Genomic DNA, 25,504 nt, shown 5'->3' with positions numbered 1-25,504 from the left:
CGCTTTTAGTCACCCCGAACCCTTGAGCCGGTCGAGGATCTCGCGGGCGCTCTCGGGGATATCGGGTGCGGCGGTGAGCCGGTGACCGCTGATCTCGATGATCGCGGACCGCAACGGACGCAGCGTCTGCACGATCTTGCGGATCGACACCCCGCTGGTGGTCTGGAGGTGCCGGGAGACGGCCAAAGCGGTGAACACGATGGTCAGGTGCGCTTCGACCGATTCGCGCACGTGATGGAAGACCGGCCGCGCGGCCAGATCGGACTTGGCCATCCGGAAGGACCGCTCGACCTGGTACAGGTCGTGGTAGGCGTCGATCACCGCCTGGCCTCCCATCACCTCCGGGTCGATGCTGGTGACATAGCCCTTCAGCCCGGCCAGGTCCCGAGCTCGCTGGACCAGGTCCCAGTCCACCCCTTTGTCGGCGCCGTCCAGGCGCACGAACCGGTCCTTCTTCACCGGCCGGGTGCCGTCGGCGACCTTCTCGGCCCGGGTGATCTGGGCGTTGATCGCCCGCTGATCGCGCTGGTGGCGTTCGAACAGGTACTGGTAGACCACCCGCCGGGTGCGGGCGTTGCGGCCGGTGCCCATCACCCGCTCCGATTCGAGGATCTGCCCGTCTTCGAAGTAGGTGCCGCGGGCCTGGAAGTGTTCGGCCAGGTCGTAGCGCGCCTTGGTGATCCGGGAGCCGACGATGAACCGTCCTCCCGCCTTCTCCAGGGCGTTGAGGTTGGCGGCCGAGAGCATGCCGGCATCGGCCACCACGACGACGTCCTCGGCCTCGGGCAGGCCTTGTATGAGGTCGGTGACCACGGGCAGCAGCGTCTTGGTCTCGGCTTTGTTGCCCTCGAAGCAGTGCACAGCCAGCGGGAAACCGGTGGCGTCCACCAGCAGGCCGACGAGGATCTGCGGGTCCACGCGGCGTTCCTTGCTCATCCCGACCTTGCGCAGGCCGTCCTCTTTCTCGGCCTCGAAGTACAAGGTGGTGCAGTCGTACATGATCAGGGCCAGGCCGGTGGTGGAGCGGGCGTGGGCCGGGCACGCGTCGGTGATCCTCTGGCGGTAGTCGTGCTCCTGGCAGCGGGACAGGCACCGAAAGACGGTCCGCAGCGAGGGCGCGGGCACACCGAGTTCTCCCAGGACCCGCAGGGTGTCGGCTTTGGAGGTGGGTTCCACGATGCGGGCGAGCACGAGCTTGGCGAAGGTGGCATCGCGCACGGCATCGAAGCCCAGGCGGGTGTAGGCATCGGCCAGGGTGTCCCATAGCAGTTCGGAGCGGGTGCCCACGGCCCTCGGGCCGCTGCCGCTGCCGCTGCCGGTGTGGGGCGCGGGTTCGGGTTCTGCCGCAGGTGGCGGTCCCACATCCAGGTCCAGGGCGAGCTGGCCGGGGTGCAGTCGCTGGTGGGCGATCTCCATCAGTGCGGCGAGTTCGGCGTCGTTATGGGCCGAGCCGATGTGGTCGATGTCCACGATCTGGCGGCCGTTCTTATGGACGATCTGTACTGCTTGCGCGCCTGATGCGGTGGGGACCTTCCTGATGAACGATGCCACTCGTTCACGCTATGGCCGGCACCGCGATTAGTCACCCCGAGTGCCCCTCCCGGCCACTATCAGACCAGGTCAGCAGGTTGCTCTTCGCCGGGATGCTCAAAAGTGGCACGAGTCAGGCCTGCCATATGCATGAGAGCGGACGCGCGGATGTCTCACGCCGGGTTTGATGGAGTCCGTGGTGTGTGCCAGGTGGCGGGAGGCGATCCCAGCACACTCCGCAGCGTCTACTGCCCCCGATACGAGATGCCCCAAGCGGGCTCCGCACTTCAGTCGTGGGCCAACGCATCACCCCACCCCTCGATGCACCCGGGTTTCTGACCCAAAATGTCGGGCGGGTGCGGAATGATAGGAGACGTGGAGACTTTCAAACGGACGCCGCTGCAACTGTTCAACCTGCCGCAGCATTTCGTGATCCCGCTGTTCCAGCGCCCCTACGTCTGGAAGGAGGACGAGCAGTGGGAGCCGCTATGGAAGGACATCCGGCGCATCGCCGAACTCCGGATCGAAGAGCCTCATCTGAACGCCACTCACTTCCTCGGCGCGGTGGTCATCCAGTCCCAGGAAGCTCAGAAGCAGCTGCCGACGTGGAACGTGGTCGATGGCCAGCAGCGACTGACGACCTTGCAGGTCTTCGCGGACGCCACGTGTGCACTCCTGGCGCAGTCGGGCAACACTCCGCTCGCCGGTCAACTCGAACGTCTCACCCACAACGACGATGTCTACGTCGAAGACGGCGACATCCGGCTGAAGGTGCGCCACCTCAACAAGGACCGGGCTGCGTTCGACGAGGTGATGTCGGCTGAGCCGCCGGTCGACCACACCGCTCTGGCCCACTCGGACTCCCAGATCGTCGCCGCGCACGCCTACTTCTCCACGGTCGTCGAACAGTGGCTCGGCCCGCCCGAGTCGGAGGATTACACCACCAAGGCCAAGAACCTCACCGCCGTCCTGCTGAACGGCCTCCAGCTGGTCTCGATCGAGTTGAAGGATTCAGAGAACTCCCAGGAGATCTTCGAGACGCTCAACGCTCGCGGTACCCCGCTCACTGCGGCCGACCTTGTGCGCAACTTCGTGTTCCAGCGGCTTGAGGCCGAAGGCGCAGACACGAAGAAGGCCTACCGGGAGGACTGGCCCTTCGAGACCAAGTTCTGGACGAAGGAGGTCAGCGTCGGGCGCAACCTCATCAGCCGCAGCTCGCTGTTCCTCAACCAGTGGCTCGTATCGCGTACCGGCGAGGAGATCAGCCCGCAGGCGACGTTCAGCCGGTTCAAGTCCTACGTGGAGCTCGAGTCCGGTCACAAGATGACCGGCCTGCTGCCTGTGATCAAACAGCAGGCACAGCAATACGAGGCCTGGACCGAAGCCGCAGCCCACCACGGAGGAAGTCTCGACTCCGCCGAGATGGCGGTGTACCGAATGCAGGCCGGCGGTGTCGAGGTGCTCAAGCCACTGCTCATCTGGTTGCACGAGCCGGGCCGTGACCTTCCGCGGGAGTCCGTCGACCAGATCATCCGGGCGGCCGAGAGCTGGGTCGTCCGCCGTCAGCTGCTTCGTCTGTCCGGCAGCGATCTGGGGCGCATCGTCGCCGACCTCATCAACGCGAACTCCGCCATGCCCGCCGATGAACTCGTGGAACGCGTCACCGGGCACCTTGCCCGGCTGAACGTCACGAGCACCTATTGGCCGGGAGACGAGGAGATCCGCAGGACGCTCACCACGGAATCAGCATACTCACGGTTCCCGCGGGGACGACTCCGCATGATCCTCGAAGCGATAGAGGACCTCTACCGGGCGGAGACGGGCCAGCCGCAGATCGAGCGGAAGAATTACCCGGTCGAACACCTGCTTCCGCAGAAGTGGCACGACCACTGGGCCGTACAGACACCGGAGGGCATCGAGGAGCGGCAGCTGCGTGTCCACCGTCTGGGCAACCTGACGCTCCTGACACAGAAGCTCAACGCGAAGGTGTCCAACGGACCGTGGTCAGCGAAACGGTCGGCGCTGATGGACCACAACACGATCACGCTCACGGGACGGGTGATCAAGCGAACCGAGCACCATGCCTGGGACGAGGAGCTGATCGACGAGCGGACGACAGAGCTGATCGATCGGGTCCTTCAGGTGTGGCCGGTCCCTGAGGGCCATCACGGCAAGGTGATCGACCCGCAGACCAAGGCTGGTGACTGGGTCGAGTTGAAGCACCTCATCGAGGCAGGACTTCTCGCTCCTGGCGACAAGCTGGTGGCAACGCACCGGGACTTCAAGGGCAGGGAAGCCACTCTGACTGCCGACGGGGCCATCGAGCTGGCCGGCAAGCGCTACATGTCACCATCGGCTGCCGGATACGCATTGCGCAAGAAGGCCACGAACGGGTGGTACTTCTGGTCCGTGGCGGACGGCCGCCGTTTGAGGGACGTTCGCACACAGTTCCAGAACTCCATGCCGGAAGACGAAGAGTTGAAGTCCGGAAATGCGTAGCAACGCACGAACGTTCCCTCTGGGGTACCCCAAGGTTTCTGGGCACAGATTCGGTCTCAACGGCCACGCCGTGAGGATCTCGCGAGGTGCCATCGGACGCTGCCGACAGGGCGTGCGTGCTCCGTTGGTGCTCCGCGGTTTTGGACCGGGGCGACACCACACGGCACCATGTGGCACAGGACGGCATCCGGATTCGGATGGTGCGGGACGCGACGGCATGAAATGACACGTGAGGATACCCGGGCGCCGGACTTCTAATCCGATGGCCGCAGGTTCGAATCCTGCCGGGTGCGCCACAAATCCCCAGTTCAATCGGAGTGCGTGAGGACCTCGCAAGAGGTCCTCGCCGCGTTTCGGGGCCATGTGTGCTCCTGGTGTGCTCCCCAGTCCAAGGTCAGTACAGGCAGGGCACCCACCTCCCGAGCACTTCGCCATCCCACGGCCCCATGGCTTCGCCGTCAGTATGCCCTGACACGCCTGCCGCTGCCGACAGCCGTCTGGCGCCGCCCCGGACGCGCAGGGCACGGAAACAGAACCACTCTGGCGCCCTGCAGAACGTACACAGCCAATTCAACGGTAAACCCTGATCCCGCAACGCTGACGCGAAGAAAGCCGCCCCGGACTTCGAGATCACGTCGACCCGGCGCGGTTCCCACATCTCGGGTTTCGGTCCGGTGCCCATGTGAACCTGATCGAGTTCCCCCGGCCCGGCACCGGCGTCAACCTGGCAACCCTGATCACTCGTTCGCGCATCCCAGACGACCATCTCCTCGGCGCCGGGCCCACTTCCAGAGCTTCCATCGCACCCGGCACAAGCACAAAGCAACCCGTGCGCAGACGTGTCGATACCGCCTGTTCCCGGGACCCGGGGATCATTTGGATACCGTGGACGGGCGGTATCACGTAACAGTGAAGGGCTCAGCCAGTTCCAGGTTGCGGGCCAGCTGCTCGCGGTTCTGTCGTGCGTGCTGGACCCAGGCAGGTTGGCCCGGGGCGGTGCGCCAGGACTCGCTCAACGGACTGTTGTCCACCGTGTCGAATCCGAACTGGTCGTACAGCCGTGTGACGATTTCCACGGCCTCTGGATGGTCGCTCGACACCGACAGAGCCCGCCGAGCCGGGTGACCTGCGGGTCGGGCCGTGCGGAGCAGGCTCGGAGCCTGGATGTGGGTGAACGCCTTGGCCACCTTCGATGTCGGGAGCTGTTCCTGGCGCAGCTCATGGACCGTCTTCTCACCGGAGTCGACCATCGGAAAGTGGCCGTCGCGCCAGATCATGTAGTTGTTCGTGTCCAGTACGACCTTGCCCGCCAGCTCTGCGACCGGCATGTGGTCGACGAGTTTGAGGGGTACGGCGATGACCGCGAAGTCGCCCGACGCCGCGGCCTCCGCCGCGTACGCGGCGGAGGCCGCCGGACCGAGCTCATCGATGAGCTCTTCCAGGGTCTCGGGGCCCCGCGAGTTGGCGATGACGACCTTGTAGCCGTTCGCCACCGCCGCGCGGGCGATCTGGCTCCCCACCTCGCCCGCGCCGATGATCCCGATCGTTGTCACAGGTGCCTCCACTGCAAAGCCTTGATGAGAAATACCGGTCGCCCGTGCGATCGCGCCGTGCGCCGTACCCGGTGCTGGAACGGGTTCACTCAGGCGCAGCGCCGTTCGTCTCGCGGGCCGGAGTGCCCTCGTTCCCTCCGCGCTCCCGTGTGGGCATGTCCGCCGAAGCCAGCAGAGCCAGCTTCTCCGCGCTGTCGGACCCGGCGTCCGGGTGGTACACGACGAGTTTCAGGCTCTCGGCCCCGCCCACGCTCAGCCGCTCCCTGTTGAGGGTCAGTTCCCCGATCCGCGGGTGGTCGAGCCGGATCGGCGTTCCGCGCTGGCCCCGCACCTCGTGCCGGGCCCAGAGCCTGCGGAACAGCGGGCTCGCCAGTGAGAGTTCTCCGACGAGGTCGGCGAAGCGGGGATCGTCGATGTCGGTGCCCACGGACTGGCGCAGGTTTGCGATGAAGCACTCGGTGACGCGCTTCCACTCCGGGTACAGCGCCTGCTGGCCCGGGTCCAGGAACATGTCCCTCAGCTGGTTGCCGCCCACGGTCAGTCGGGGGTCGAGGGCCCGGGCGAGCGCGTTCGAGGCCAGGATGTCGAAGTACCGGCCCTCGATGAAGGCGGGCTGGACGAGGGAGTCCAGCAGCTTGAGCGCACCGGTCGGTGCGGTCTCCTTGCGCGGCCTCCGTCCACGCCGCCGGGGAACCTCGGCGACCAACGACAGCAGATGTGCGAAGTGGTCGTCGTCCAGGCACAGCACGCGTGCGATCGACTCCAGGACCTGCACCGACGGGTTGCGGTCGCGGCCCCGCTCCAACCGCAGATAGTAGTCGGCACTGATACCGGCGAGCATGGCGACCTCCTCCCGCCGCAATCCGGGCACGCGCCGTACACCGACATCGGGGATGCCCACCTGCTCGGGCCTCACCAGAGCTCGCCGAGCCCGCAGGAACGCGCCGAGGGCGTTCGATGTCTCGCTCATGTGATCAGCCTAGATCGCCGCAGGGCAGATAGAGGGGCCCTGTCACACCCCCGGCTCAGCAGGGCTCTGGGGCGGGGGCGCGTTCCCTCCTAGCGTGTCCGAGAACCCGTTCGGGCCGCGTATCCCAGGAGGAGAACCATGACCATCACACTGATCACCGGGGCCAACAAGGGCATCGGTTTCGAGACCGCGAAACAGCTTCTGGCACTGGGCCACGTCGTCTATCTCGGTGCGCGCGACACCGAGCGGGGGGAGAAGGCCGCAGCGGAGATCGGTGCACGGTTCGTGCGGCTCGACGTGACCGACGACGCGCTGGTGAAGAGTGCTCTGGCGGCGATCGGTGCGGCCGAGGGCCGGCTCGACGTCCTGGTGAACAACGCGGGCATCCTGGCGTCCGGAGACATCGACGGCCCTTCGGCACTGCGCTCCTTCGACACCAACGCGGTGGGGGTCGTGCGGGTCACGGAGGCGGCGCTGCCCCTGCTGCGCAGGTCCGCCAACCCCACCGTCGTCAACATCTCCAGCAGCGCCGGATCGTTCTGGGCGGTGACCGACCCCGGACGGCCCGAATTCCACCTGCCGACCGCGCTCTACTCCGCGTCCAAGGCCGCGGCCACCATGTTGACGGTCCAGTACGCCAAGGCCCATCCGGACATCAAGTTCAACGCACTGGAGCCGGGTACCACCGCCACGGACATGACCGCGGCTTTCGGCATCGGAAGGTCACCCGAGGAGAGCGCCAGGGCCGTCGTGCGGCTGGCGACCCTCGCCGCGGGCGGGCCGACGGGGACCTTCCAGGATGAGAACGGGGAGATGCCCTGGTGAATACCTGACGATCTCCAAGAAATCAGCGACGGAGGCCATCGGTTCCGGAAGCGGCCCCGACGACAACGGTCGCCGCGCGACGACATGGTGTGGAAGACGGAGTCCTCTCCGCAGTGGACACTTCCTTGAGGTCACCTCCAGGGGACCTTCGATCCGATGGCCAGCCACCTCCGCCGACAGTGAAGCCCCAGGCCAGGCGGTGTGAACCCGCCACAGGATCCAGAGCTCAGGGAGCTGAATCGCTCCTGGTATGCTCCCCCGCCCCGCTACCCGGCCGAAACCGGCGTCCCGCGCAACAGCTCAGCGGTCGCCTCGGCCGTCGCTTTGGCGACGTTGGGGCAGACCGATTGATAGGTGTCCTGGGTGAAGTGCGTAGTCGCATGGCCCAGCTCGGCGGGCACCACCTTCACGTCCGTGCCCACCACGAGCGCGAGCGAGGCGTCCCCGTGGCGCAGCCCGGGCATCGTCCGGGCAGCCAAGACGAGCCGGGCCTGGAAGGTCTGGGCTTGAGCCACCCAAGGACAGGTGGGTGGAGCGGGGCGACAGACGGCTGCCGGGGAGGGTGTGCGGGGGAGGGAACGCCCCCGGACACCCCCGGGCGCCGCGCGCCCTATGTGAAGGAACCCGCCTACCGGGCATAAGTCTGGATTCCTACAGGCCCACCCACAGGGGCGTTGACCTGCACTGATAACGGGCTGAGGGTGGGCCGTTCAAGGCGGCCCGCCGATCGGCGGGGTCACTGGCCCCCGAAAGGGCCCACCGATCGGCGGCGTTATCGGCCCCTCGACGGCCCACCCTGATCAGCTTCCCTCGACGGCTTCCGGAACGCCTCCAGAGCGCTTCGACGGTCCGAGAAATCACCCCGGGTTCCTTCTTCCCGACCGTTGATCGAGAAACCCGCGATGGCACCATAGGAGTTCAGGAACGCAGCGGAGGGCGCCTCCTCCCGCAGGAGAAGACGCCCCCAGCCTGTTCGGTTTTTTGTCAGCCCCGCAGTGCCAGGTAGGTGCGGATGCGGTCGGTCAGCTCGGCGAACTCCTCCTCCACCGGCTCGGACTCGACACCCGAAAGCGGGGCCGGGTGGTCGTCCGGTTCGGCCGGGCGGGGGCGAGGAACGGAGCCGAGGTCGAGGTAGGGGCGCACCAGGGCCCCGGTGATCAGGTCGGGGTCGACGTCCACCCGGTCCTCGAACTCGAACGGGGCGGCAAGCCGTGACGAACACGTTCCCCTGACTTCCTCCGACAAGCGTTGGCGGCCAGCCTCCGTGGACCGTACCCCGACACCCACCGGCAACCCGGTGTCACTTCCTCAGTACCTGTCGTCCTCCGCGCAACGGCCACAACACCATGCCGCCTGCCCGAAGCGCCCCACCACCCCGGCAAAGGCGTCCGCCCTGACCACAGCGACCGTTCGTCCCTCCCGAGCACGACCGCTTCCCAGCCTGCACCAGGAAATCGACTACCACCAACCCACAGAAATTAACTGCCTCACCACCTCCACCAAAGTCACCAATCCCGTAACAAAAAGTGCGCCCCCCAGCACAACCCAAACAAGAGATGACATCGCCCTATTGGCCGAATCAATCCGCCCTCCTCGAGATTTCTCCCAAGCACTCAACATAAAAGGAAGCAAAAAGAGAGAAGCTCTTTGAATTTCATCCCAGTTCCTCCAGTTTCCATACCCAGAGGCCACCAACAAGCCACCAAAAAACATAAGGACAACCGCCAACACGAGATATCCCAACATCTAACCCTCCCCACCTACCAGCGCCACCAGGAAAACAGAGGAAATAAAAGCTTCACTCGGGGTCCTGAAAATCGCCTTCCTTTCTCCAAGGAAGGCAGGAACTTCGGTGAAATCCAAACTACCCACACCTCAATCAGCACCGACCTTCAAACCGGCACCAGCTTCAAGCGTACTGGTGGCCGCGTTCGCCGACTTTCCGACCAGGCACGGGAAGAAGATCTGGCCGACCAGCCTGTTATAGCAGTTGAACCGGGAGGGCAAACACAGAGCGGACGTGGCACGGGCCTTCGCCGATCCCGCGACGTTGGTCGGATCGGCCAAACGGTGCTGTCCGAGATACACGATGAATGGCAGGTCAGTGATCGATGCTACTTCTCCGAGGCGTCCATGATCGAGCTGCTGGGCGAGGACGCGCACTACCCGAGCAGCCAGCAGGGTCCCAACGAGATCAAATCTGGGTCAGGTGCTGCCACTTCGTGAGCTGGTGAGGTTACGCCCTTCGGTGGAACACCATCCCGGTCTCGTCTCGGCACTGTTTCGCGTCTGGTGTAATGGCGACTCTGAGGTGCGCCAGATGACGGAAGGCGCTCCTAAAATACCGACACCCGGAGCAGCTCACGGTTCGATGGCGTGACGGACGCGTTCCAAGCGTCGCTGGTTCTCCTCCCCCCAGTCAGAGGTGTCATCGATCGGCATGCGCACCGTGATCTGTGTCGACGGCATGTCATGCACGATCACCTCCAGCGGATCCTCGGGCGATACTTCCAACCAAGCGGTCCGATCGCCCTTGGGCCACGCCGTCCCCTCCTCACCCCGAAGCGTGTCGAGGCAGCGCTCCCAATCGTCCAGGTCCTTGACTGACACCATCAGACGGGCATGGCCGTTGACGAAGTCGCTTCTCAGCACGATGGAGGCGGCGTAGTACCGCTCCTCGCCCATGACCAGAGGATCACCGCACACCACTTCAACAGCGACGCTCTGTACCGGATCCGCGAACAGAAAAAGTTCCAACTTCTGGACTTCGTCTTCCACGGCTTCCCTGCCATTCATCCGTTCGGTCAAGGCAGTCCTGATCTTCTCGCACAGCACCCGACCGGTGATCTCAGCCCCGGCCTGTCATCACTGGCAATTCCCGTCGGTAGGGACCAGAGCTCCGAAACGCCCGCCCGATTCTCACGAGACCCTCGCGAACTGCCATCGAACGCCGCCGACAGGGCGTGCGTGCTCCGTTCGTGCTCCGCGGTTTTGGACCGGGGCGACATTGCGCGGCATGACATGGCACAGAACGGCAGGGCGGATCGGATGAGAAGGCACAAAACTGTACGTAGCGTCTTGCGAGGGTACGCAACCAGGGCACTTCCAATCCGATTGCCGCAGGTTCGAATCCTGCCGGGTGCGCCACAAAATCCCAGTTCAAAGGGGTTACCTGAGAACCTTGCAAGAGGTCCTCGCCGCGTTCCAGGCCCCTGCGTGCTCCATGTGTGCCCCCCAGTTACAAGGTCAGTGCAGGCGGGCGGAGACCTCCCGGAGCGGTCCGCATCCGGGGGGGTGCCTTCGGCTTCGAGAATCAAGCCGGGCAGGCGGCGCCCGACCTCGTCGTAGCGGGCCGCCTGTTAGGCGGCATAGGTGTGTTGGGCCTGAGCGAGAAGGGATACGGGGTCGGTCCGTGGTTCCCTGCCGATCTCAGCGACGATGGCGCCTTCGATGGCTCGGACTGCGTCGTAGCGCATGTCGGTGACCGCCTCGGGTTCGGCTCCGGTCAATTCGGCCGGGTCCAGGTGCAGGACGCGGGCCAGGCGGGTGAGGATCTCGTGGGAGTCCACCATGAGGATGCCGCGTTCGACCGGGGAGAGCCACGATTCGAAGCGGCCGAGGAGGCCGGCCGGCACGCTCTGGGAGTAGCCGCGGCGACGTCAGGCGCGTTTGATCGTCCGGCCTCGGGTGGCGGGGTCCACGGCGCGCCTTTCGGTCAGAGGCTGTTCACGGCGTCGATGACCTGCTTCCAGGAGGGCAGACGGGCTTCGTAGGGGGCGTCGGGGTCGTGCAGGACGGTGATCGCGTCCATGGAGCCCAAGGTCTCCAGGGAGCGGGTGAACGCCGGGTGGGACGCCAGCTGGGGTTTGCAGTGGGGCACCACCACGGTGGGCATCCCGTATCCGGCCATCTCGCACAGCAGAGCGATCGCGAAGTTGTCGGCCAGCCCTTGGGCGAACTTGTTGGTGGAGTTGAGGGTCAGCGGACAGGCCAGCACTGCGTCGGCGGGAGGCAGGGGTGTGCCCTGGCCGGGTCTGCGGAACGTCACCCGGACCGGATCGCCGGTGACCTCCTCCAAGCGGGCCGGGTCGTGGAAGTCCGTGCCGGTGGGGGTGGACAGCACCGTCACCGCCAGTCATGGCCTTGGAAGGCCTGGACGAGTTCGACCGTTCCTTCGGGTGCTGGGGCTCCGGACAGCACCAGGTACAGGGGCCGCGGCATGGCTCGAGTGTAGAGCCGGGCCGCCGAGCGGATTCGAGGTTCAGCCGTCTCGAACGGAGAGCACGGCAGGTCTCAGCCGCCCGAGCACTGAGGGGCGATCCCGGCGCACACCGGATACGGCGATCAACGCAAGACAGCCCGCTGTTGAGGCCCTGGCACCGACAACCCACGCCCCCGGGGAGATCCCGGAGAGTTCCCTGATATCGAAGCGAACCCCTGGCGGCCACCAGCGCACCCGCCTAGTGTGCTGTCCATGTGGACAGTAAAGAATCCAAATGGACAGCAACTACAGGCGGGCAACGGACGGCTGTACTACCTCGACCACCTCAAACTCCTGCTCATCGCACTCGTCGTGCTCCTCCACGCGGCACAGCCCTACGGCCCCGCCGACTGGTGGTACTTCGAGGACCAGGCCCAGGCGCCACTGCTCTCCAACGCCGCTCTCGTCGCGGGCACTTTTCTGATGAGCCTCTTCCTCCTGATCTCCGCCTACCTCGTCCCAGCGGCCTACGACCGCAAGGGCCCCAGGGCCTTCCTGGGCGACCGCTTCCGGCGGTTCCTGCCGCTGGTGCTCATCGGATTCCTGGTTGTCGTCCCGGTCCTGATGTACGCCTACTACTCGAACTTCCGTCCTCACCCCGACCTCGGCTTCGCCACCTACTACGCCGACGTCTACATGGGCGGTGCCGATCGACCGCAGGGCTGGTCCGGCCCCATCTGGCCGGACCGCCAGTTCGCCCACCTGTGGTTCATCCAGCACCTGCTGGTCTATGCCGTCCTGTACGCCCTGTGGCGCGTTCTGACGGCCCGGCTGCGCGGCCGGGCGCCCTCCTCCTCCACGGACACCGCTCCCCGGGCCCCCTCGACCGCCGCGATTCTGCTCTTCGCGGCCCTGGTGGCGCTGGCGACTTTCGCACTCCGGGTCTGGTATCCCGTGGACACCTGGATCCCGCTCCTGGAGTTCATCCAAGCCGAGCCCGGCGACCTGGCCCTGCAGTCCTCCTTCTTCGTGGCAGGCCTCCTCGCCTACCGGCAGGGCTGGCTCACGGCCTTCCCCGACCGCGCGGGATATGCCTGGCTCGCCCTCGGCACGGTGCTCGCCGGAGCCCACCTGGCCTTCGGTGAGGAACTGGGCGGGTGGTACGCCGACGGCGGCTGGAGCGCCGGCTCCCTGCTGTGGTCGACCATGGAGACACTGATGTGCGTCTCCCTGTCCATCGGCCTGCTCGTGCTGTTCCGCCGGTGGGCCGCCCGGCCGAGTCGTCTGCCGCTCGCGTTGGCGGGGCTGGCCTTCACCGTCTACCTCATCCACGTTCCGGTGGTCGTCGCCCTGCAGTACATGGCGGGCGCCCTGGCCGCAGGCCCGTGGGAGGGTTTCGCCCTGTCCGCCGTCGGGGGCCTGGTGTTGAGCTTCGCGCTGGCCTGGGGCGCCGGCCGAACCCCCTATCTGCGCAGGGTGCTGTGAACGGCGCCCCGCCGGTGGGGCGGCTAGGCTGTGCGCCCATGACGCACAGTGCCGATCTCACCGGCCGGGCCCGCATCCGGATGTCCGCGCTGCGCCTGTTCGCCGAACACGGCTTCTCCAGCACCTCGCTCCGCGCCATCGCGGCCGACGCCGGGGTCTCTCACGCCCTGGTCCGGCACCACTTCGGTTCCAAGGAGAAACTGCGCGAGGCCGTGGACGAGGACGTTCTGGACGCCTTCGACACGGTCCTCTCCGATATCGGCGAACGGGAAGGCGAAACGGAGAGCCTCGCCGCTTTCGGCGAGGCCAGCGCCAGGCTGTTCGGAACGGACGCGATCCGGCGTGAATACCTCCGCCGCGCCTTGGCGGAGGGCAGCGACCTGAGCGCCCGCCTCTTCGCCCGTCTGCTGGAGGGGGTACGGGTACGGCTCTCGACGATGGGCGGCACGGACGAGCGGTGGGCCCCCTACCAGGTACTCTTCCTCGTCCTGGGCCCCATGCTCCTGGAACCGGTGATGCGACCGGGCCTGGACACACCGGTCTTCGACCCCGTGGTGGTCGCCGAACGCAGCGCGGCCAACCAGCGGCTGATCGCCCACGGGATGTTCGCCAAGGACTGAGATTCACACGCAGGACAGACGCGACGGAACCAGTTGGCTTCTCATCCGATGGCCGCAGGTTCGGATCCTGCCGGGTGCACCAGAAAATCCCGGTTCAGGGGGTTCGAAGAGGACCTCGTAAGGGGTCCTCGCCGCGTTTCCATTCCCTGTGTGCTCCCCGGTGCAAGGTGGGTGCAAGTGGGGGCGATCTCGCGAAGCGCTTCGCCATCCCGTGAGCCTTTTGGGTGGGCCCGTGTCCGCTCGGCTCCCAGCCGGGAGGAGTGACCACGGACCTGTACCGCCATGTCCGCCCCCGACACCGCACCTCCCCCCTGGGGACCGTCCGGGCCGGTGCCGCCTGCACACGGCACAGGCGCCAGCCGGGGCAGTAGCGACACCGCCGATTCGGCCACGTTAGGAGACACCGGGCGGGAGGGGGCCTGAATCAAACGGGCCGGAGGTCTGGGCTGATGGCGGCGACGGCGTCCTTCACGCCATCCCCGGCATCGCCCGTCTGCACGGCCTCGCTCTCGCGGAATGGCTCTTGCCGTATGCGGGACCTGGGAGGACCAGGGGAGACGGCTCTCGGCCTGGCAGTCGCGGAGGGGACTCAGGAGAGGCAGAACTCGTTGCCCTCGATGTCCTGCATCGTGATGCACGACTCGTTGACGCCGTCGGCGGGCTGCGTCAGCACGTGCTTCGCGCCCAAGGCCATCAGCCGTGCGCATTCGGCCTCGAGGGTGGCCAGGCGCTCGTCACCCACGAGCCCGTCGCCGGTCCGCACACAGAGATGCACCCGGTTCTTGACGACCTTGCTTTCGGGAACCCGCTGGAAGAGCAGGCGCGGAGCCACACCGGAGGGGTCGGTGCACGCGAAGTAGATCTCGTCCTCGGGCGGCAGCGAGCGGTGGTGCTCCTCCCAGGTGGCGAAGCCCTCCGGGACCGGCGGTATGACGTACCCCAGCACCTCGCACCAGAAAGCGGCGAGGCGCGCGGGTTCCGCGCAGTCGAAGGTCACCTGGAACTGTTTGATCGTTGACACCAGCGCAGGATAACAGGGGTCCTGTTCATCCCTCGGGGGCCTCTGTCGCACCCGGCACAGGACACCGTCATCGCCGGCCGTGCGCTCGCCGGGGCGCCGAACGCGGGCCTGGGGCGGGCCGCTCCCCTGCCGGCCGTGCCACCGGTTTCATCCCGGCGGTTCCGAGGTCCCGGGCTCCGTGCAGCGCTGCGTGGAGAGCTTTCCGGGAGGCGGGCACGCCGCGGCGCGGCAGATGGCGCCGTCCCGGTGTGTGCTCCGGCCGGGCCGGGGGGTGCCGGTTCCCGTGCCCATGCGGACGCGACCGTGGACGGCCGCCCCGTCTTCGCCGGGGCCCGGGGAAGACGGGTGACGGGAGAGTGACAGTTCGCGCCCCCGGCCCGGGGCTCAGGTGTTCGGGGCCGGGTCCGGGCTCGGGGCGCGGAGGGCGTCCCGGCCCAGCCCCAGTTCGACTTCCACGAGGGTGCGGACCATCTCGGTCAGGGGTTCCGAGCGCTGTGGCGCGCTCGTGTTGATGTAGGAGTTGGCCCCGTCGATGGCGGCCATGATCCGCACGGCCGCGCCCCACGGGTCGTCGCAGCGGAAGCTCCCCTGTTCCACGCCGAGGGCGAGGACCCGCTCCACCCGCCGGCACCAGAGGAGTTCCTGGCTCACGACCCTCTCGCGCAGGGCGGGCCGGTAGCGGGCGAGGTGCCGGGCGTTGAGCCAGAGCCTGCTGACGTCGTCGAACACGGGGCCGGACATCCTGCTCAGGAAGTCCCGCAGGATCGGCATCGCCGCCGGCGCCGCCTCCTCCGGGGCGGGTTCCGCGGGCGTCTCCGGGAGCAGGACGTCCAGTTCCCCCAGGGCCGCGCTGGTGAAGGCCTCGGCCACGAGCTCCTCGACCACGGGGAAGTAGTGGCCGACCAGGCCGGGGCGCACTCCGAGGCCGTCCGCCACCCGGCGCAGGGTGATGCGTTCCAGGCCCTCGACGAGCCCGGTCCGGGCCGCGGCCGCCACGATCTCGTCGCGGCGCTCCCCGGGGGCTTTGCGAACTCGTTTCCTGCGATCGCTTGACGTCATGCCACAGATGCTATTGGCTAAGCACCCAGTATCTTATTGGCTTCGCGAACAATAAGCGCGATCCGTAGGGTGACCTGCTCGAACCCGCTCCGTCGGCCGTAACGCCGACGGCACCGGATCCTTCCCCGGCCCGGCTCACCGCGCCCCGATCCCCGGGCGCCGCCGGCCCTCGGGAGCCGTCGCGCATCCCTCACAGGAGACGAACGTGGACAACTCACGCACCGATGCCGGTGAACTGGCCGAATACGGCTACCGGCAGGAACTTCGACGCAGCTTGTCCGTATGGGCCGTGTTCGCCATCGGGTTCGCCACCATCTCGCCCGTCGTGGGCATCTACGCCGTGGTGCAGCTCGGGTTCGTCTTCGCCGGCCCCGCCTGGATCTGGGCGGTCCTCCTCGCCTTCCTGGGGCAGCTGCTCGTCGCGGTGGTCTACGTCGAGCTGTCCTCCCAGTTCCCCGTCACCGGCGGCGTCTACCAGTGGGTGCGGCGCCTGGCCGGTCCGCGCCAGGGCTGGCTGGTGGGGTGGATCTACCTCGCCTCGGCCATCGCCTCGCTGACGACCGTGGCCTACCTGGGGGCGACGTGGCTGCACATGCTCTTCAGCGACGGGCCGCTGGAACCCCTACACCACGTGCTGCTGGGCGTGGTCTTCATCGCGGTGGCCCTGGGGATCAACCTCCTGGGCGTCAACCCGGTCAAGCACTTCCTCAACGCGGGCATCGTCGCCGAGGGCGTCGCCTCCATCGCGGTGAGCGTGTTCCTGCTCGTCTTCGCGCACAACAACGGGTTCGGCATCCTCTTCGAGACCCTGGGGGCCCAGGCCGCCTCCGGCGGATCGGTCCTCGCCGGATTCCTGACCTGCCTGGCCGTGGCCGGCTGGGCGTTCCTCGGCTTCGACGCCACCACCCAGGTCGCCGAGGAGACCGAGCAGCCCCGGCGCAACGTCCCCCGGGCCCTCATCCGCGCCTACCTGTTCGTCGCCTTCACCGTCCTGCTCACCGGCCTCGCCGTCACGCTGGCCCTGCCGAACCCGGAGGAGGCCGTCGCCGGGCGGCTCGCGGACCCGGTCTTCACCGCCGTCACCGCGGGTCTGGGCGGTTGGAGCGAGAAGCCCTTCATCGCCGTCGTCCTGCTGGCGTTCATCGCCTGCGCCATCTCCATCCAGACCTACATCGGCCGTGCCGTCTACGCGTTCGCCCGCGACCGGCAGCTGCCCTTCTCCGCCACCCTGGCCACCGTCGGCCCGCGCCAGATCCCGTGGGTGTCGCTCGTGGTCACGGCGGTCCTCGCCAGCCTCGGCCTGCTGCTCGGCCTGAACGGCAACGCGGCGGCGACCCTGATCGCCTTCGGCTCCGGCGGGTTCTACTTCGTCTTCCTCTCGGTCGCCGTCGTGGCGCTCGTCGCCCGCCTCACCGGGCGCTGGCGACCCTCCCGGGGGCGGGTGGACCTGGGCCGCGCCGGCCTGGTGATCAACGTCCTGGCCGTGGTCTGGCTGCTCTTCGAGGCGACCAACATCGCCTGGCCGCGGGTCGAGCTCGCGCCGGTCGGCGGCAGCTGGGTCCAGGTCTGGGCCGTGGTCCTCGTCTTCTCCGTGCTGCTGGCCGTCGGCCTCGTCTACGTGGCGATCGCCAAGCCCCACACCCGCCTCCCCGCGAACCAGAACCAGAACCAGGAAGAGAAGTTGGAGACGCCCTGATGTCGTCACACCCCTCCCCGGCCGTCGTCGTCGACCCCGACCGGGGGATGCACACCCGTGAGGTCGCCCTCCGGCCCGCCGGCCCCGGCGAAGTGGAGATCGAGGTGCGGGCCGCGGGCGTGTGCCACTCGGACCTGCACATCGTGAACGGGGACTGGCCCACCGACCGGCCCCTCGTCCTGGGCCACGAGGCGGCGGGCGTGGTCACCGGGACCGGAGCCGGGGTGACCGGTCTGGAACCGGGCGACCACGTCGTCCTGTCCTGGTTCGCGCCCTGCCGCCGGTGCCGCAAGTGCGCGGCCGGCAGGGCCTGGCTGTGCACGGAGACCCGTGCCGTCGAGAACACCCTGCCCGACGGGACCACGCCCTTCACCGACGCCGACGGCGACCCGGTGTGGCCCTACCTGGGCCTGGGCGCGTTCACCGGCCGCCTCACCGTTCCCGAGTCCGCGGCGGTGAAGGTGCCCCGGGAGCTCCCCTTCGAGGTGGGCGCCCTGCTGGGCTGTTCCATCACCACCGGGATCGGCGCGGTCACCAACACCGCCGAGGTGCGGCCCGGCGAGTCGGCCGTGGTCATCGGCACCGGCGGGGTCGGCCTGTCCGTGGTCATGGGGCTCGCGCTCGTCGGCGCCGATCCCATCATCGCCGTCGACCTGTCGCCCGAGCGGCGCGAGGCGGCGCTGCGGTTCGGCGCCACCCACGTCCTGGACGGGGCCGTGACCGACGTGGCCGCCTGGTGCCGAAGGGAGCTGGGGGGCGTGGACCACGCGTTCGAGGCGATCGGCAGCCCACGGGTGATCGAGACCCTGCCGGCCATGCTCACCTCGGGCGGGGCCGCCGTCCTCGTCGGGATGGCCCCCACCGGGGCGACCGGCGCGTTCGACCTGTTCGACCTCGCCGACCAGGGGAAGCGGATCCTCGGCTGCAACTACGGCTCCAGCGTCGGCCAGATCGACATCCCGAAGCTGGCGCGGCTGTACCTGGCGGGGCGGCTGCCGCTGGACGACCTCATCGGCGCCACCCGCCCCCTGTCCGAGGTCGAGGCCGCGTTCGCCGACCTCGAGGCCGGATCCGGCCTGCGCACGATCCTGCGACCGTGACCCCGTGACCCCGTGACCCGGTGGCCCGCCCCGCCCCGGGCCGCCCCGCCGTCCCGCACACGCCCACCCGCTTGGAGGACCATGTACGCCGTCACCGACCCCGCCACCGGCCGGGTCCACACCACCCGCCCGGCCGCCACGGACGCCGAGATCGAAGCGGCCCTCGCCCGTGCCCACCGGGCCGCGGAGTGGGGGCGCACCGGCGCCGCGGCCGAGCGCGCCGCGCTGCTGCGCCGCCTGGGCGACCTCCACACGGAGCACCGCGCCGCCCTGGCCGCGGGCATCGTGCGGGAGATGGGCAAGCCCCTGGCCGAGGCCGAGCAGGAGGTCGACTTCTGCGTCGAGATCTACCGCTACTACGCCGACCACGCCGAGGAGTTCCTCGCCGACGAGCCGCTCGACGTCACCTCCGGGCCCGGCGGCGCCGTGCTGCGGCGCTCCCCGCTCGGCGTCCTCCTGGGCATCATGCCGTGGAACTTCCCCGCCTACCAGGTCGCCCGGTTCGCCGCCCCGAACCTCGCGGCGGGCAACACCATCGTCCTCAAGCACGCCCCGCAGTGCCCGGACACCGCCGAACTCCTCCAGGAGCTCTTCACCCGGGCGGGCTTCCCCGAGGGGGCGTACGTCAACGTCTACGCGACCAACGAGCAGGTGGGCGCGATGATCGCCGACCCGCGCGTGCGGGGGGTCTCGCTCACCGGCTCCGAGCGAGCCGGTTCCGCCGTCGCCGAGATCGCGGGGCGGCACCTGAAGAAGGTCGTGCTCGAGCTCGGCGGCTCCGACCCCTTCATCGTGCTGTCCACCGACGACCTCGACTCGGTCGTGGACGCCGCGGTGGCGTCCCGCCTCGACAACACCGGCCAGGCGTGCAACGCGGCCAAGCGGTTCGTGGTCGTCGCGGAGCTGTACGACGCGTTCGTGGAGCGGTTCTCCGACCGGCTGCCGGCCGGGTGGTCCGGGGCACCGCTGGCCTCGGCCGCCGCCGCCCGGGCCCTGGGGAGCCAGGTCGACGCCGCCGTCGCCCAGGGGGCGCACCTGGTCAGGGCGGAGGAGCCCCACGGGGCCTACTACCCGCCGGCCCTCCTTACCGGTCTCACCACCGACCTCCCCGTGGCCCGGCAGGAGCTGTTCGGCCCCGTCGCCCTGGTGTTCCCGGCCGCGGACGAGGAGGACGCGGTACGGATCGCCAACGACACCCCGTACGGCCTGGGGTCGTACGTGTTCACCACCGACCCCGAGCAGGCGCGGCGCGTCGCCGACCGCCTCGACACCGGGATGGTCTTCATCAACGGTGTCGGTGCGGAGGGCGCCGAACTGCCCTTCGGCGGTGTCAAGCGCTCGGGTTTCGGCCGCGAGCTGGGGCGTCCCGGCATGGAGGAGTTCCTCAACAAGAAGCTCATCCGCACGGTCGCCTAGTGCGGTGAAGGTCTGCGGGGACGGGGGCGGCCGGGGCCGCCCCCGGTCCCGGGGGCGGCGCGCCAGTGGGCGCGCCGCCCGCCCGGGGTCAGACGGGCTGGCCGATCGGACGGATCGTCACCGTGTTGAGGTCGACGCCCGCCGGCTGGTCGAGCGCGAAGCCGATCGCCTCGGCCACCGGCTCCGGGCTCATGGCGGTGGGGGGAGCCTGGCCGTGCCAGAACGCGGTGTCGATCATGCCCGGGTTCACGACCGTGACCCCGACGCCGCGGGTCGTGGCGTGCAGGCGGAGGTTCTCGGCGAAGCCGACCACCGCCCACTTCGTGGCGGAGTAGAGGTTGCCCGGGCTGTTCTTGATCCCGGCCACGCTCCCGATGAGCACCAGCCGGCCGCGGGACCGCTCCAGGTGGGGCAGGGCCGCCTCCGCCAGCAGGGCCGGGCCGAGCACGTTGGCGAGCACCATCGGCGCCCACAGCTCCGGGTCGCCGCCGCCGATGACGCCGGCGCCGCCCGTCCGGAAGTGGTCCGCGGACGCGCCGCCCGCGTTCGCGACCGCTGCGTCCAGGGTCCCGAAGCGTTCTACCGTGCCGGTGACCGCCGTGTTCGTGGCCTCCCGGTCGGAGGCGTCGGCCACCAGGCCCAGGACGCGGTCCGCGTGGCCGACGTCGTCGAGGAAGGCCCTGAGCCGGCCGGGGTCGCGCCCGGTGACGGCGACCCGGTGGCCCCGGGCGAGTAGGAGCCGGGCGGTCGCGGCGCCGATGCCGCTCGTGCCGCCGGTGATGAGGACCGTCTTCCCGGCGTCCGCCGAAGCGCCGCCGGCGGGGGTGTCGGTGAGTGGAGTGTTCATGGCGTCCACTCTGCGGCGCGGCGCGGGCCCGCGACAGCTGCCCCCGAAGGTGGGGACGGTGTCCTCTGGTACCGGGGGCACCGCTCGGGGATGCTGGGCCCATGTCGAACACGAGGTACTCCGAACTCGGCGGCTTCCTGCGTTCGCGGCGCGAGCGGATCCGCCCCGAGGAGGTGGGGATCGCGCCCGGCCCGCGGCGCCGCGTCCCGGGACTGCGCCGTGACGAGGTCGCCGTCCTGGCCGGCGCCTCGGTGGAGTACTACACCGAGCTGGAGCGAGGTGCCGGATCGCAGCCCTCCGACCAGATGCTCGCCGCGCTCGCCCGCGCCCTGCGCCTCGGCCTCGACGAACGCGACCACCTGTACCGGTTGGCGGACCGCCCGGTCCCGGGCCGGGGCGGGGCGGCCTCCCATGTCTACCCCGCGATGCTCGACCTGCTGACACGGATCGACGGGACCCCGGCGATGGTGAGCACCGACCTGCACACCGTCCTGGTCCAGAACCCGCTCGCCGTCGCGCTGCTCGGCGACCTGTCCGCGCACCGCGGCCGCGCGGCGAGCTTCATCCACCGGTGGTTCACCGACCCGGCCGCGCGGCGGATCTACCCGCGGGAGGACCTCGCCCCGCAGTCGCGCTCGTTCGTGGCCGACCTGCGCGCGGCGGTCGGGCGGCGCAGCCCCGGCGACGCCGAGGCGGCCGGGCTGGTGGACGACCTGTCGGAGCGGTCGCCGGAGTTCCGGGAGCTGTGGGCCGCCCAGGACGTGGGGGTGCGCAGGGACGAGCGCAAGCGGATCGTCCACCCCGCCGTCGGCCTGCTCGACCTCGACTGCCTCAGCCTCTTCAGTGAGGACGGCCGACAGCGGTTGCTCTGGTTCGCACCGCGCGCGGGGACCGACACCGCCGAGAAGCTCGCGCTGCTGGGCGTCGTGGGCACAGAGTCGATGCGGACCGGTCCGGCCCGCTGAACCGGCCGCGGGGTGTCGGCGGGCCGGGTCCTACCGGTCGCCCGCGGGCGGGCCGGACGGGGCGGCGTCCTCCTCCCGCCTGTCGCGCCGGTACCGGCCGCGCAGCCCCACCGCGATGAGCACCAGCCCCAGCGCCGCCAGCAGGACCGCGTCGGCCCCGGAGCCGCCGATCCCGAAGATCCATTCCTGGAGTCGGTGGGCGGCCTCGTCCAGGCGGCCCGTGCCGCCGAACAGGGCCGCGGTCCCGTCGGAGACGAGGAACAGGACCCCGACCCCGATGAACAGCAGGCCCGACAGCAGCGCGGTCGTGTGGAACTCCACCGGCCCCACGCGGAAGGTCCGGCCCCGCAGCCAGCGGCGGGACCCGAGGTCGTAGCGGTCCCAGAGCAGGGCCAGCAGGAACAGCGGGGCCGCCATGCCCAGGGCGTAGGCGGCCAGCAGCAGCGCGCCGCGCACGGTGCCGCCGGTGGCGGCGACGGTGAGCACCGCGCCCAGGATGGGGCCGGAGCAGAACCCGGCGAACCCGTACACCGCGCCCAGGACGAAGACCGACGCCGTGTCCCTCCTGCCCGACAGCCGCCCCTGGATGCGCTGTGCCAGCCGGGACGAGAAGCCCAGGCCCGCGATCTGGGCGACGCCGAAGGCGATGACGAGCCACCCGGCGACGGCGATCAGGAGCTCCCTCTCGCCGTAGACCAGGCGGCCGACCAGTGCCGACCCCGCCCCCAGGGGCACCAGGGAGGTGCACAGCCCGAGGTAGAAGACGGTCGTGCGCGCCACCAGGCGGCGCGGGTCGCGGAAGGCGTAGCCGAAGAAGGAGGGCAGCAGGAGGGCGCTGCACGGGCTGAGCAGGGCGAGCACTCCCCCGGCCAGGGCGGCGGCGAACCCGATGTCGGTCACCATCCCCCTCCCCCGGCCTGGGCGGCCACGGCCTCCAGGGAGTCGTCGATGACCGTCTCGAACACCTCCAGCGGCTGGGCGCCCATGACGGCCTGTCCGTTGATGAGGAAGGCCGGGGTCGAGGTGACGCCGATCGACAGGCCCTCGGAGAAGTCGCGCCCGACCAGTTCGGCCGCCGCGGCGCCGTTGCGGTCCTCGTCGAACCGCTCGGGGTCCAGTCCCAGGTCGTCGACGATGCGGGCGACGGCCGCCTCCGGGTCGCGCCGGTCGGACCCCTCGTCGATGGCGTAGTAGGCCTCGTGGAACTCCCAGAAGGCGCCCTGGGCCGCGGCGGCGCGGGAGGCCAGGGCGACCGCCTCGGAGGTGTCGGTGATGATGGGGAAGTCGCGCCACTCGATGCGCAGGTCGCCGGAGTCGACGTAGTGCATCAGTTCGGGCTGGGTCTCCTCGACCCAGCGCCCGCAGTAGGGGCAGTGGTAGTCGGAGTAGACGACCATGACGACCGGCGCGTCGACCTCGCCCAGGGCGGTGGGGTCGTCGGGCTGCCTGCGGGCCATGGGCGCCTCGGTGCCGGCGGCGGCAGCGGAGTCGGGTGCCTCCCCGTCCGCCCCGGTGGGCTCGGACGGGGCGCCGGCCGTGTCCGGTGCCGCCGCCCGGTCCTGTTCGGTTCCGGTGTCCTGCCCGGAGCGCCCCAGGGTGATCACGGCGGCGATCAGGAGCAGAGCCGCCCCCAGGACCAGCGGCACCTTCCAGGAGGCGCCGCCGCGGCCCTCGCCGGCGCGGCCCGTGTCACCGTCCCCCGCGGAACGACCCCCGGGTCCGGTCCCCCTCTTCGGCGCATCGGGCATGCTCGGCCTTCCTTCGTCCGATGTGGTTTCTATCGACCATAGTAGACCTACTAAGGAAGATAGATCGGGTGGGGCGCGCCCCTCCGCCGGATCCGGCGCATACTGGCCGGGGGCGCCGCGACGGCCGGGGCCGGGCAGGGCACGGGAAGGGGTGGCCGCGGGCGATGGGCGGCGGGACGCTGGGACCTCTGGAGTCGGCGGTGATGGACGCCGTCTGGGAGGCGGAGGAACCGGTGACGGTGCGGGCGGTCGCCCGACACCTCGGCGGGGACGGCCCCGCCTACACCACGGTGGCCACCGTGCTCGGCAACCTGCACGCCAAGGGGTGGGTCGACCGCGAGCAGCGGGGGCTGGTCTGGTTCTACCGGCCCGTGCTGGACCGCAGCGAGCGGGCGGCGCGGGACATGCACCGGGCCCTGGCCGGCAGCGACCGGCCGGGGAGCACCCTGCTGAGGTTCGTCGACGCCATGTCCCCCGACGACGTGCGCACGCTCAGGCGCCTGGTGGAGGCGGCCGACGAGGGGGAGCCCGGAAGCTGACGCGCGGCCGCCGTGCCGGACCGCTTCCCCGGCGCGCCCGCGCCCGGCAGGGCGTCGTGGGTCCGGGGCGGTCAGCCGGCGCAGCGGCAGTGCGGGATCAGCACCGCGGCCAGGGCGGACGCGACCGTGAACACCAGGGGGAGCGTCACGAGCACGGCGGCGGCCCCGGCGCGGAGCCGCCCCCTCCAGATCCGGCACCCGGTGGGGCGCTGGACCTGGCGGCGGACGCGCTCGACCGGGCACGCGCCCGCGATGGACAGCGTCCGCGCGGCGCCGGTCGGCCCGCCCGGCCCGGCCTGCCCGGTCCGCGCGAGGGATCCCAGCGCGTGGACCAGGGGGCGCATCCCCACGGTGCGCACGGCGCGGTCGTCGGCGGCCCACTCCACGAGTTCGGGGACGTCGCGCGCCGCGGCGCGGAACAGCGGGACCCCGGGGAACGCGCGGTCCAGGAGCCGGACCCAGCCGACCAGCAGGTGGTGCCGGCCGCGCAGGTGGGCCCGCTCGTGGGCCAGGACCGCGCGGGCCTGCGCCGCGGTGAGCACCTCCAGCGCCCCGCTGGTGATGACGACGCCGCCCCGGGTCCCGGGGACGCAGTAGGCGCCCGGTTCGGCGGCGTCGAGCAGCCACACGGGGTGGCCGTACAGGCGGCGGCGCCGCGCCGCCGCGAGCAGGTCCCGGTGGTGGGCCCGGCGCCAGGACAGCCCCGCGCGCCCCTGGCGGGCGGCGGTCCACAGCAGCCGCGCGAGGGCGGCCAGCACCAGGACGGCCCCGGCACCGATCCCCCATCCGGCGTGGTTGCGCTCCAGTGCCTGGAGGACGCTCACACACGCGGCGATGACGCCCTTGACCGCCGGCCCCAGCAGCTCCGCGGCGAGCACCCCGAGCAGGGCGGCGCAGGAGAGCACCCAGGCCGCGGTGGCCGCGGTCCACAGCGCCAGCATGGCGCGCGGTCCCGGGCCGCAGTCGCGGGCGGTGCGGCGCAGTACCGCGGGTCCGCGCACACCGACCGCTGCCACGGCGCACAGGGCGGCGAAGGACCAGGTCACCGCCCCTCCTCGTCGGGCAGGTCGGCGAGCAGGGCCCGCAGGGCCCGCACCTCCTCGGGCCGCATGGCGTCCACGAAGCGCAGCAGCGTCGCCTCGGAGTCGCGGCTGCCGGCCAGCGCCTCGTGCATCACCTCGGCCGCGTGCGTCGACCGGTCGCGCCGGGGGCGGTAGAACCACAGGCGACCGGTCCGCTCGCGGTCGACCCAGCCCTTGCGGCGCAGGTTCTCCAGGACGGTGGAGGCGGTGGTGTAGGCGACCTCGTGGTCGGTGAGCCCCTCCAGGACGCCGCGTACGGGCAGGGGCCCGGGCGCGCGCCAGAGCACCTCCATGACCGCGGCCTCCAGCGGTCCCAGCCCAGCGATCATGGCATCCGCATCCCACCGG

The 25,504-nt window shown here is 69.9% G+C and carries 23 protein-coding genes, 1 tRNA gene and 2 pseudogenes; 11 read left to right on the top strand and 15 right to left on the bottom strand.

Translation table 11 applies throughout. The features are described from left to right. Positions 1-9: 9 nt before the first annotated feature. Entirely contained in the window at positions 10-1,551 is a 1,542-nt protein-coding gene (locus tag KGD84_RS07435; RefSeq protein ID WP_220559525.1) for an IS1634 family transposase, read from the bottom strand. A gap of 354 nt (positions 1,552-1,905) precedes the next feature. On the opposite strand from KGD84_RS07435, the gene KGD84_RS07430 reads away from it, so the two are divergent. Both KGD84_RS07430 and KGD84_RS07425 read left to right on the top strand, forming a co-directional pair. Continuing rightward, positions 1,906-4,029: a GmrSD restriction endonuclease domain-containing protein gene (locus tag KGD84_RS07430; RefSeq protein WP_220559524.1), complete on the top strand. Its 2,124-nt coding sequence runs from the start codon at positions 1,906-1,908 to the stop codon at positions 4,027-4,029. Between the two features lie 163 nt (positions 4,030-4,192). Further along, positions 4,193-4,325 (top strand) — tRNA-Arg (locus KGD84_RS07425). Between the two features lie 603 nt (positions 4,326-4,928). Here KGD84_RS07425 and KGD84_RS07420 read toward each other — a convergent pair. Then, positions 4,929-5,582: an NADPH-dependent F420 reductase gene (locus tag KGD84_RS07420; RefSeq protein ID WP_220559523.1), complete on the bottom strand. Its 654-nt coding sequence runs from the start codon at positions 5,580-5,582 to the stop codon at positions 4,929-4,931. An 85-nt stretch (positions 5,583-5,667) separates the two neighbouring features. Further along, positions 5,668-6,552 (bottom strand): helix-turn-helix domain-containing protein, encoded by an 885-nt coding sequence (locus KGD84_RS07415; RefSeq protein ID WP_220559522.1) that lies wholly within the window; start codon positions 6,550-6,552, stop codon positions 5,668-5,670. A gap of 138 nt (positions 6,553-6,690) precedes the next feature. On the opposite strand from KGD84_RS07415, the gene KGD84_RS07410 reads away from it, so the two are divergent. Beyond that, positions 6,691-7,377 (top strand): SDR family NAD(P)-dependent oxidoreductase, encoded by a 687-nt coding sequence (locus tag KGD84_RS07410; protein WP_220559520.1) that lies wholly within the window; start codon positions 6,691-6,693, stop codon positions 7,375-7,377. Positions 7,378-7,643: 266 nt separating this feature from the next. On the opposite strand, the pseudogene KGD84_RS07405 reads toward KGD84_RS07410, so the two are convergent. Further along, positions 7,644-7,844, bottom strand: a pseudogene (locus tag KGD84_RS07405) (tyrosine-type recombinase/integrase); the annotation flags it as partial. A gap of 517 nt (positions 7,845-8,361) precedes the next feature. Continuing rightward, positions 8,362-8,556 (bottom strand): hypothetical protein, encoded by a 195-nt coding sequence (locus KGD84_RS07400; RefSeq protein WP_220559519.1) that lies wholly within the window; start codon positions 8,554-8,556, stop codon positions 8,362-8,364. Positions 8,557-9,024: 468 nt separating this feature from the next. Here KGD84_RS07400 and KGD84_RS07395 point away from each other — a divergent pair, with 468 nt between their 5' ends. Next, the gene (locus KGD84_RS07395) at positions 9,025-9,603 is read left to right on the top strand and encodes a hypothetical protein (RefSeq protein ID WP_220559518.1); all 579 of its coding nucleotides are present in this window, start codon (positions 9,025-9,027) and stop codon (positions 9,601-9,603) included. 135 nt (positions 9,604-9,738) lie between these two features. Here KGD84_RS07395 and KGD84_RS07390 read toward each other — a convergent pair whose 3' ends face one another. The 3 genes and pseudogenes from KGD84_RS07390 to KGD84_RS07380 form a co-directional block, all read right to left on the bottom strand. Further along, positions 9,739-10,185: a DUF5959 family protein gene (locus KGD84_RS07390; protein ID WP_220559517.1), complete on the bottom strand. Its 447-nt coding sequence runs from the start codon at positions 10,183-10,185 to the stop codon at positions 9,739-9,741. Positions 10,186-10,736: 551 nt separating this feature from the next. Continuing rightward, positions 10,737-11,024 (bottom strand): annotated as a pseudogene (locus KGD84_RS07385) (helix-turn-helix domain-containing protein); the annotation flags it as partial. 68 nt (positions 11,025-11,092) lie between these two features. Next, positions 11,093-11,506, bottom strand: a complete 414-nt coding sequence (locus KGD84_RS07380) for a flavoprotein (RefSeq protein WP_220559516.1) — start codon at positions 11,504-11,506, stop codon at positions 11,093-11,095. A gap of 345 nt (positions 11,507-11,851) precedes the next feature. Here KGD84_RS07380 and KGD84_RS07375 point away from each other — a divergent pair, with 345 nt between their 5' ends. Both KGD84_RS07375 and KGD84_RS33525 read left to right on the top strand, forming a co-directional pair. Then, a complete protein-coding gene (locus KGD84_RS07375) occupies positions 11,852-13,063 on the top strand; it encodes an acyltransferase family protein (RefSeq protein ID WP_220559515.1) in 1,212 nt (403 codons plus the stop codon). A 38-nt stretch (positions 13,064-13,101) separates the two neighbouring features. Beyond that, positions 13,102-13,683, top strand: coding sequence for a TetR/AcrR family transcriptional regulator (locus KGD84_RS33525; RefSeq protein ID WP_220559514.1), 582 nt, complete (start codon positions 13,102-13,104; stop codon positions 13,681-13,683). A 589-nt stretch (positions 13,684-14,272) separates the two neighbouring features. On the opposite strand, the gene KGD84_RS07365 is transcribed toward KGD84_RS33525, so the two are convergent. Both KGD84_RS07365 and KGD84_RS07360 read right to left on the bottom strand, forming a co-directional pair. After that, positions 14,273-14,704, bottom strand: coding sequence for a VOC family protein (locus tag KGD84_RS07365; RefSeq protein WP_255646374.1), 432 nt, complete (start codon positions 14,702-14,704; stop codon positions 14,273-14,275). 384 nt (positions 14,705-15,088) lie between these two features. Next, positions 15,089-15,763 carry a TetR/AcrR family transcriptional regulator gene (locus tag KGD84_RS07360; RefSeq protein WP_220559513.1) on the bottom strand — a complete coding sequence of 225 codons (675 nt, stop codon included), beginning with the start codon at positions 15,761-15,763 and terminating at the stop codon, positions 15,089-15,091. A gap of 205 nt (positions 15,764-15,968) precedes the next feature. Between KGD84_RS07360 and KGD84_RS07355 the strand changes: the two genes are divergently transcribed. The 3 genes from KGD84_RS07355 (at position 15,969) to KGD84_RS07345 (ending at position 19,975) form a co-directional block, all read left to right on the top strand. After that, positions 15,969-17,459 carry an APC family permease gene (locus tag KGD84_RS07355; protein ID WP_220559512.1) on the top strand — a complete coding sequence of 497 codons (1,491 nt, stop codon included), beginning with the start codon at positions 15,969-15,971 and terminating at the stop codon, positions 17,457-17,459. Beyond that, positions 17,459-18,559 (top strand): alcohol dehydrogenase catalytic domain-containing protein, encoded by a 1,101-nt coding sequence (locus tag KGD84_RS07350; protein ID WP_220559511.1) that lies wholly within the window; start codon positions 17,459-17,461, stop codon positions 18,557-18,559. The genes KGD84_RS07355 and KGD84_RS07350 overlap by 1 nt, the downstream gene beginning before the upstream one ends. A gap of 81 nt (positions 18,560-18,640) precedes the next feature. After that, the gene (locus KGD84_RS07345; protein WP_220559509.1) at positions 18,641-19,975 is read left to right on the top strand and encodes an aldehyde dehydrogenase family protein; all 1,335 of its coding nucleotides are present in this window, start codon (positions 18,641-18,643) and stop codon (positions 19,973-19,975) included. 88 nt (positions 19,976-20,063) lie between these two features. Here the strand turns inward: KGD84_RS07345 and KGD84_RS07340 are convergent, their stop codons facing one another. Continuing rightward, complete coding sequence (locus tag KGD84_RS07340; RefSeq protein WP_220559508.1) at positions 20,064-20,822, bottom strand: SDR family oxidoreductase; 759 nt, start codon at positions 20,820-20,822, stop codon at positions 20,064-20,066. Positions 20,823-20,923: 101 nt separating this feature from the next. Between KGD84_RS07340 and KGD84_RS07335 the strand changes: the two genes are divergently transcribed. Further along, positions 20,924-21,787 carry an MmyB family transcriptional regulator gene (locus KGD84_RS07335; RefSeq protein WP_220559507.1) on the top strand — a complete coding sequence of 288 codons (864 nt, stop codon included), beginning with the start codon at positions 20,924-20,926 and terminating at the stop codon, positions 21,785-21,787. A gap of 30 nt (positions 21,788-21,817) precedes the next feature. Here the strand turns inward: KGD84_RS07335 and KGD84_RS07330 are convergent, their stop codons facing one another. Beyond that, a complete protein-coding gene (locus KGD84_RS07330) occupies positions 21,818-22,690 on the bottom strand; it encodes a cytochrome c biogenesis CcdA family protein (protein WP_220559506.1) in 873 nt (290 codons plus the stop codon). Next, on the bottom strand, positions 22,684-23,535 hold the full coding sequence (locus tag KGD84_RS07325; protein ID WP_220559505.1) for a DsbA family protein: 852 nt from the start codon (positions 23,533-23,535) through the stop codon (positions 22,684-22,686). Before KGD84_RS07325 ends, KGD84_RS07330 begins: the two co-directional genes overlap by 7 nt. Before the next feature lie 164 nt (positions 23,536-23,699). Between KGD84_RS07325 and KGD84_RS07320 the strand changes: the two genes are divergently transcribed. Next, a complete protein-coding gene (locus KGD84_RS07320; protein ID WP_220559503.1) occupies positions 23,700-24,074 on the top strand; it encodes a BlaI/MecI/CopY family transcriptional regulator in 375 nt (124 codons plus the stop codon). A 71-nt stretch (positions 24,075-24,145) separates the two neighbouring features. On the opposite strand, the gene KGD84_RS33520 is transcribed toward KGD84_RS07320, so the two are convergent. Together KGD84_RS33520 and KGD84_RS07310 are read right to left on the bottom strand one after the other, a co-directional pair. After that, on the bottom strand, positions 24,146-25,120 hold the full coding sequence (locus tag KGD84_RS33520; RefSeq protein WP_220559502.1) for a M56 family metallopeptidase: 975 nt from the start codon (positions 25,118-25,120) through the stop codon (positions 24,146-24,148). Continuing rightward, positions 25,117-25,485 (bottom strand): BlaI/MecI/CopY family transcriptional regulator, encoded by a 369-nt coding sequence (locus KGD84_RS07310; RefSeq protein WP_220559501.1) that lies wholly within the window; start codon positions 25,483-25,485, stop codon positions 25,117-25,119. Before KGD84_RS07310 ends, KGD84_RS33520 begins: the two co-directional genes overlap by 4 nt. Positions 25,486-25,504 lie beyond the last annotated feature (19 nt).

Origin of the sequence: Nocardiopsis changdeensis (genome assembly GCF_018316655.1) — a bacterium.
GTDB classification, from domain to species: domain Bacteria; phylum Actinomycetota; class Actinomycetes; order Streptosporangiales; family Streptosporangiaceae; genus Nocardiopsis; species Nocardiopsis changdeensis.
This window is presented reverse-complemented; position numbering and strand designations above follow the sequence as displayed.

What these genes read in the sequence shown, in the direction of transcription:
- KGD84_RS07415 (WP_220559522.1), bottom strand. Translation starts at nt 6,552, where the DNA reads ATGAGCGAGACATCGAACGCCCTCGGCGCGTTCCTGCGGGCTCGGCGA.
- KGD84_RS07410 (WP_220559520.1), top strand. Translation starts at nt 6,691, where the DNA reads ATGACCATCACACTGATCACCGGGGCCAACAAGGGCATCGGTTTCGAG.
- KGD84_RS07375 (WP_220559515.1), top strand. Translation starts at nt 11,852, where the DNA reads ATGTGGACAGTAAAGAATCCAAATGGACAGCAACTACAGGCGGGCAAC.
- KGD84_RS33525 (WP_220559514.1), top strand. Translation starts at nt 13,102, where the DNA reads ATGACGCACAGTGCCGATCTCACCGGCCGGGCCCGCATCCGGATGTCC.
- KGD84_RS07360 (WP_220559513.1), bottom strand. Translation starts at nt 15,763, where the DNA reads ATGACGTCAAGCGATCGCAGGAAACGAGTTCGCAAAGCCCCCGGGGAG.
- KGD84_RS07350 (WP_220559511.1), top strand. Translation starts at nt 17,459, where the DNA reads ATGTCGTCACACCCCTCCCCGGCCGTCGTCGTCGACCCCGACCGGGGG.
- KGD84_RS07345 (WP_220559509.1), top strand. Translation starts at nt 18,641, where the DNA reads ATGTACGCCGTCACCGACCCCGCCACCGGCCGGGTCCACACCACCCGC.
- KGD84_RS07340 (WP_220559508.1), bottom strand. Translation starts at nt 20,822, where the DNA reads ATGAACACTCCACTCACCGACACCCCCGCCGGCGGCGCTTCGGCGGAC.
- KGD84_RS07335 (WP_220559507.1), top strand. Translation starts at nt 20,924, where the DNA reads ATGTCGAACACGAGGTACTCCGAACTCGGCGGCTTCCTGCGTTCGCGG.
- KGD84_RS07330 (WP_220559506.1), bottom strand. Translation starts at nt 22,690, where the DNA reads ATGGTGACCGACATCGGGTTCGCCGCCGCCCTGGCCGGGGGAGTGCTC.
- KGD84_RS07325 (WP_220559505.1), bottom strand. Translation starts at nt 23,535, where the DNA reads ATGCCCGATGCGCCGAAGAGGGGGACCGGACCCGGGGGTCGTTCCGCG.
- KGD84_RS07320 (WP_220559503.1), top strand. Translation starts at nt 23,700, where the DNA reads ATGGGCGGCGGGACGCTGGGACCTCTGGAGTCGGCGGTGATGGACGCC.
- KGD84_RS07310 (WP_220559501.1), bottom strand. Translation starts at nt 25,485, where the DNA reads ATGATCGCTGGGCTGGGACCGCTGGAGGCCGCGGTCATGGAGGTGCTC.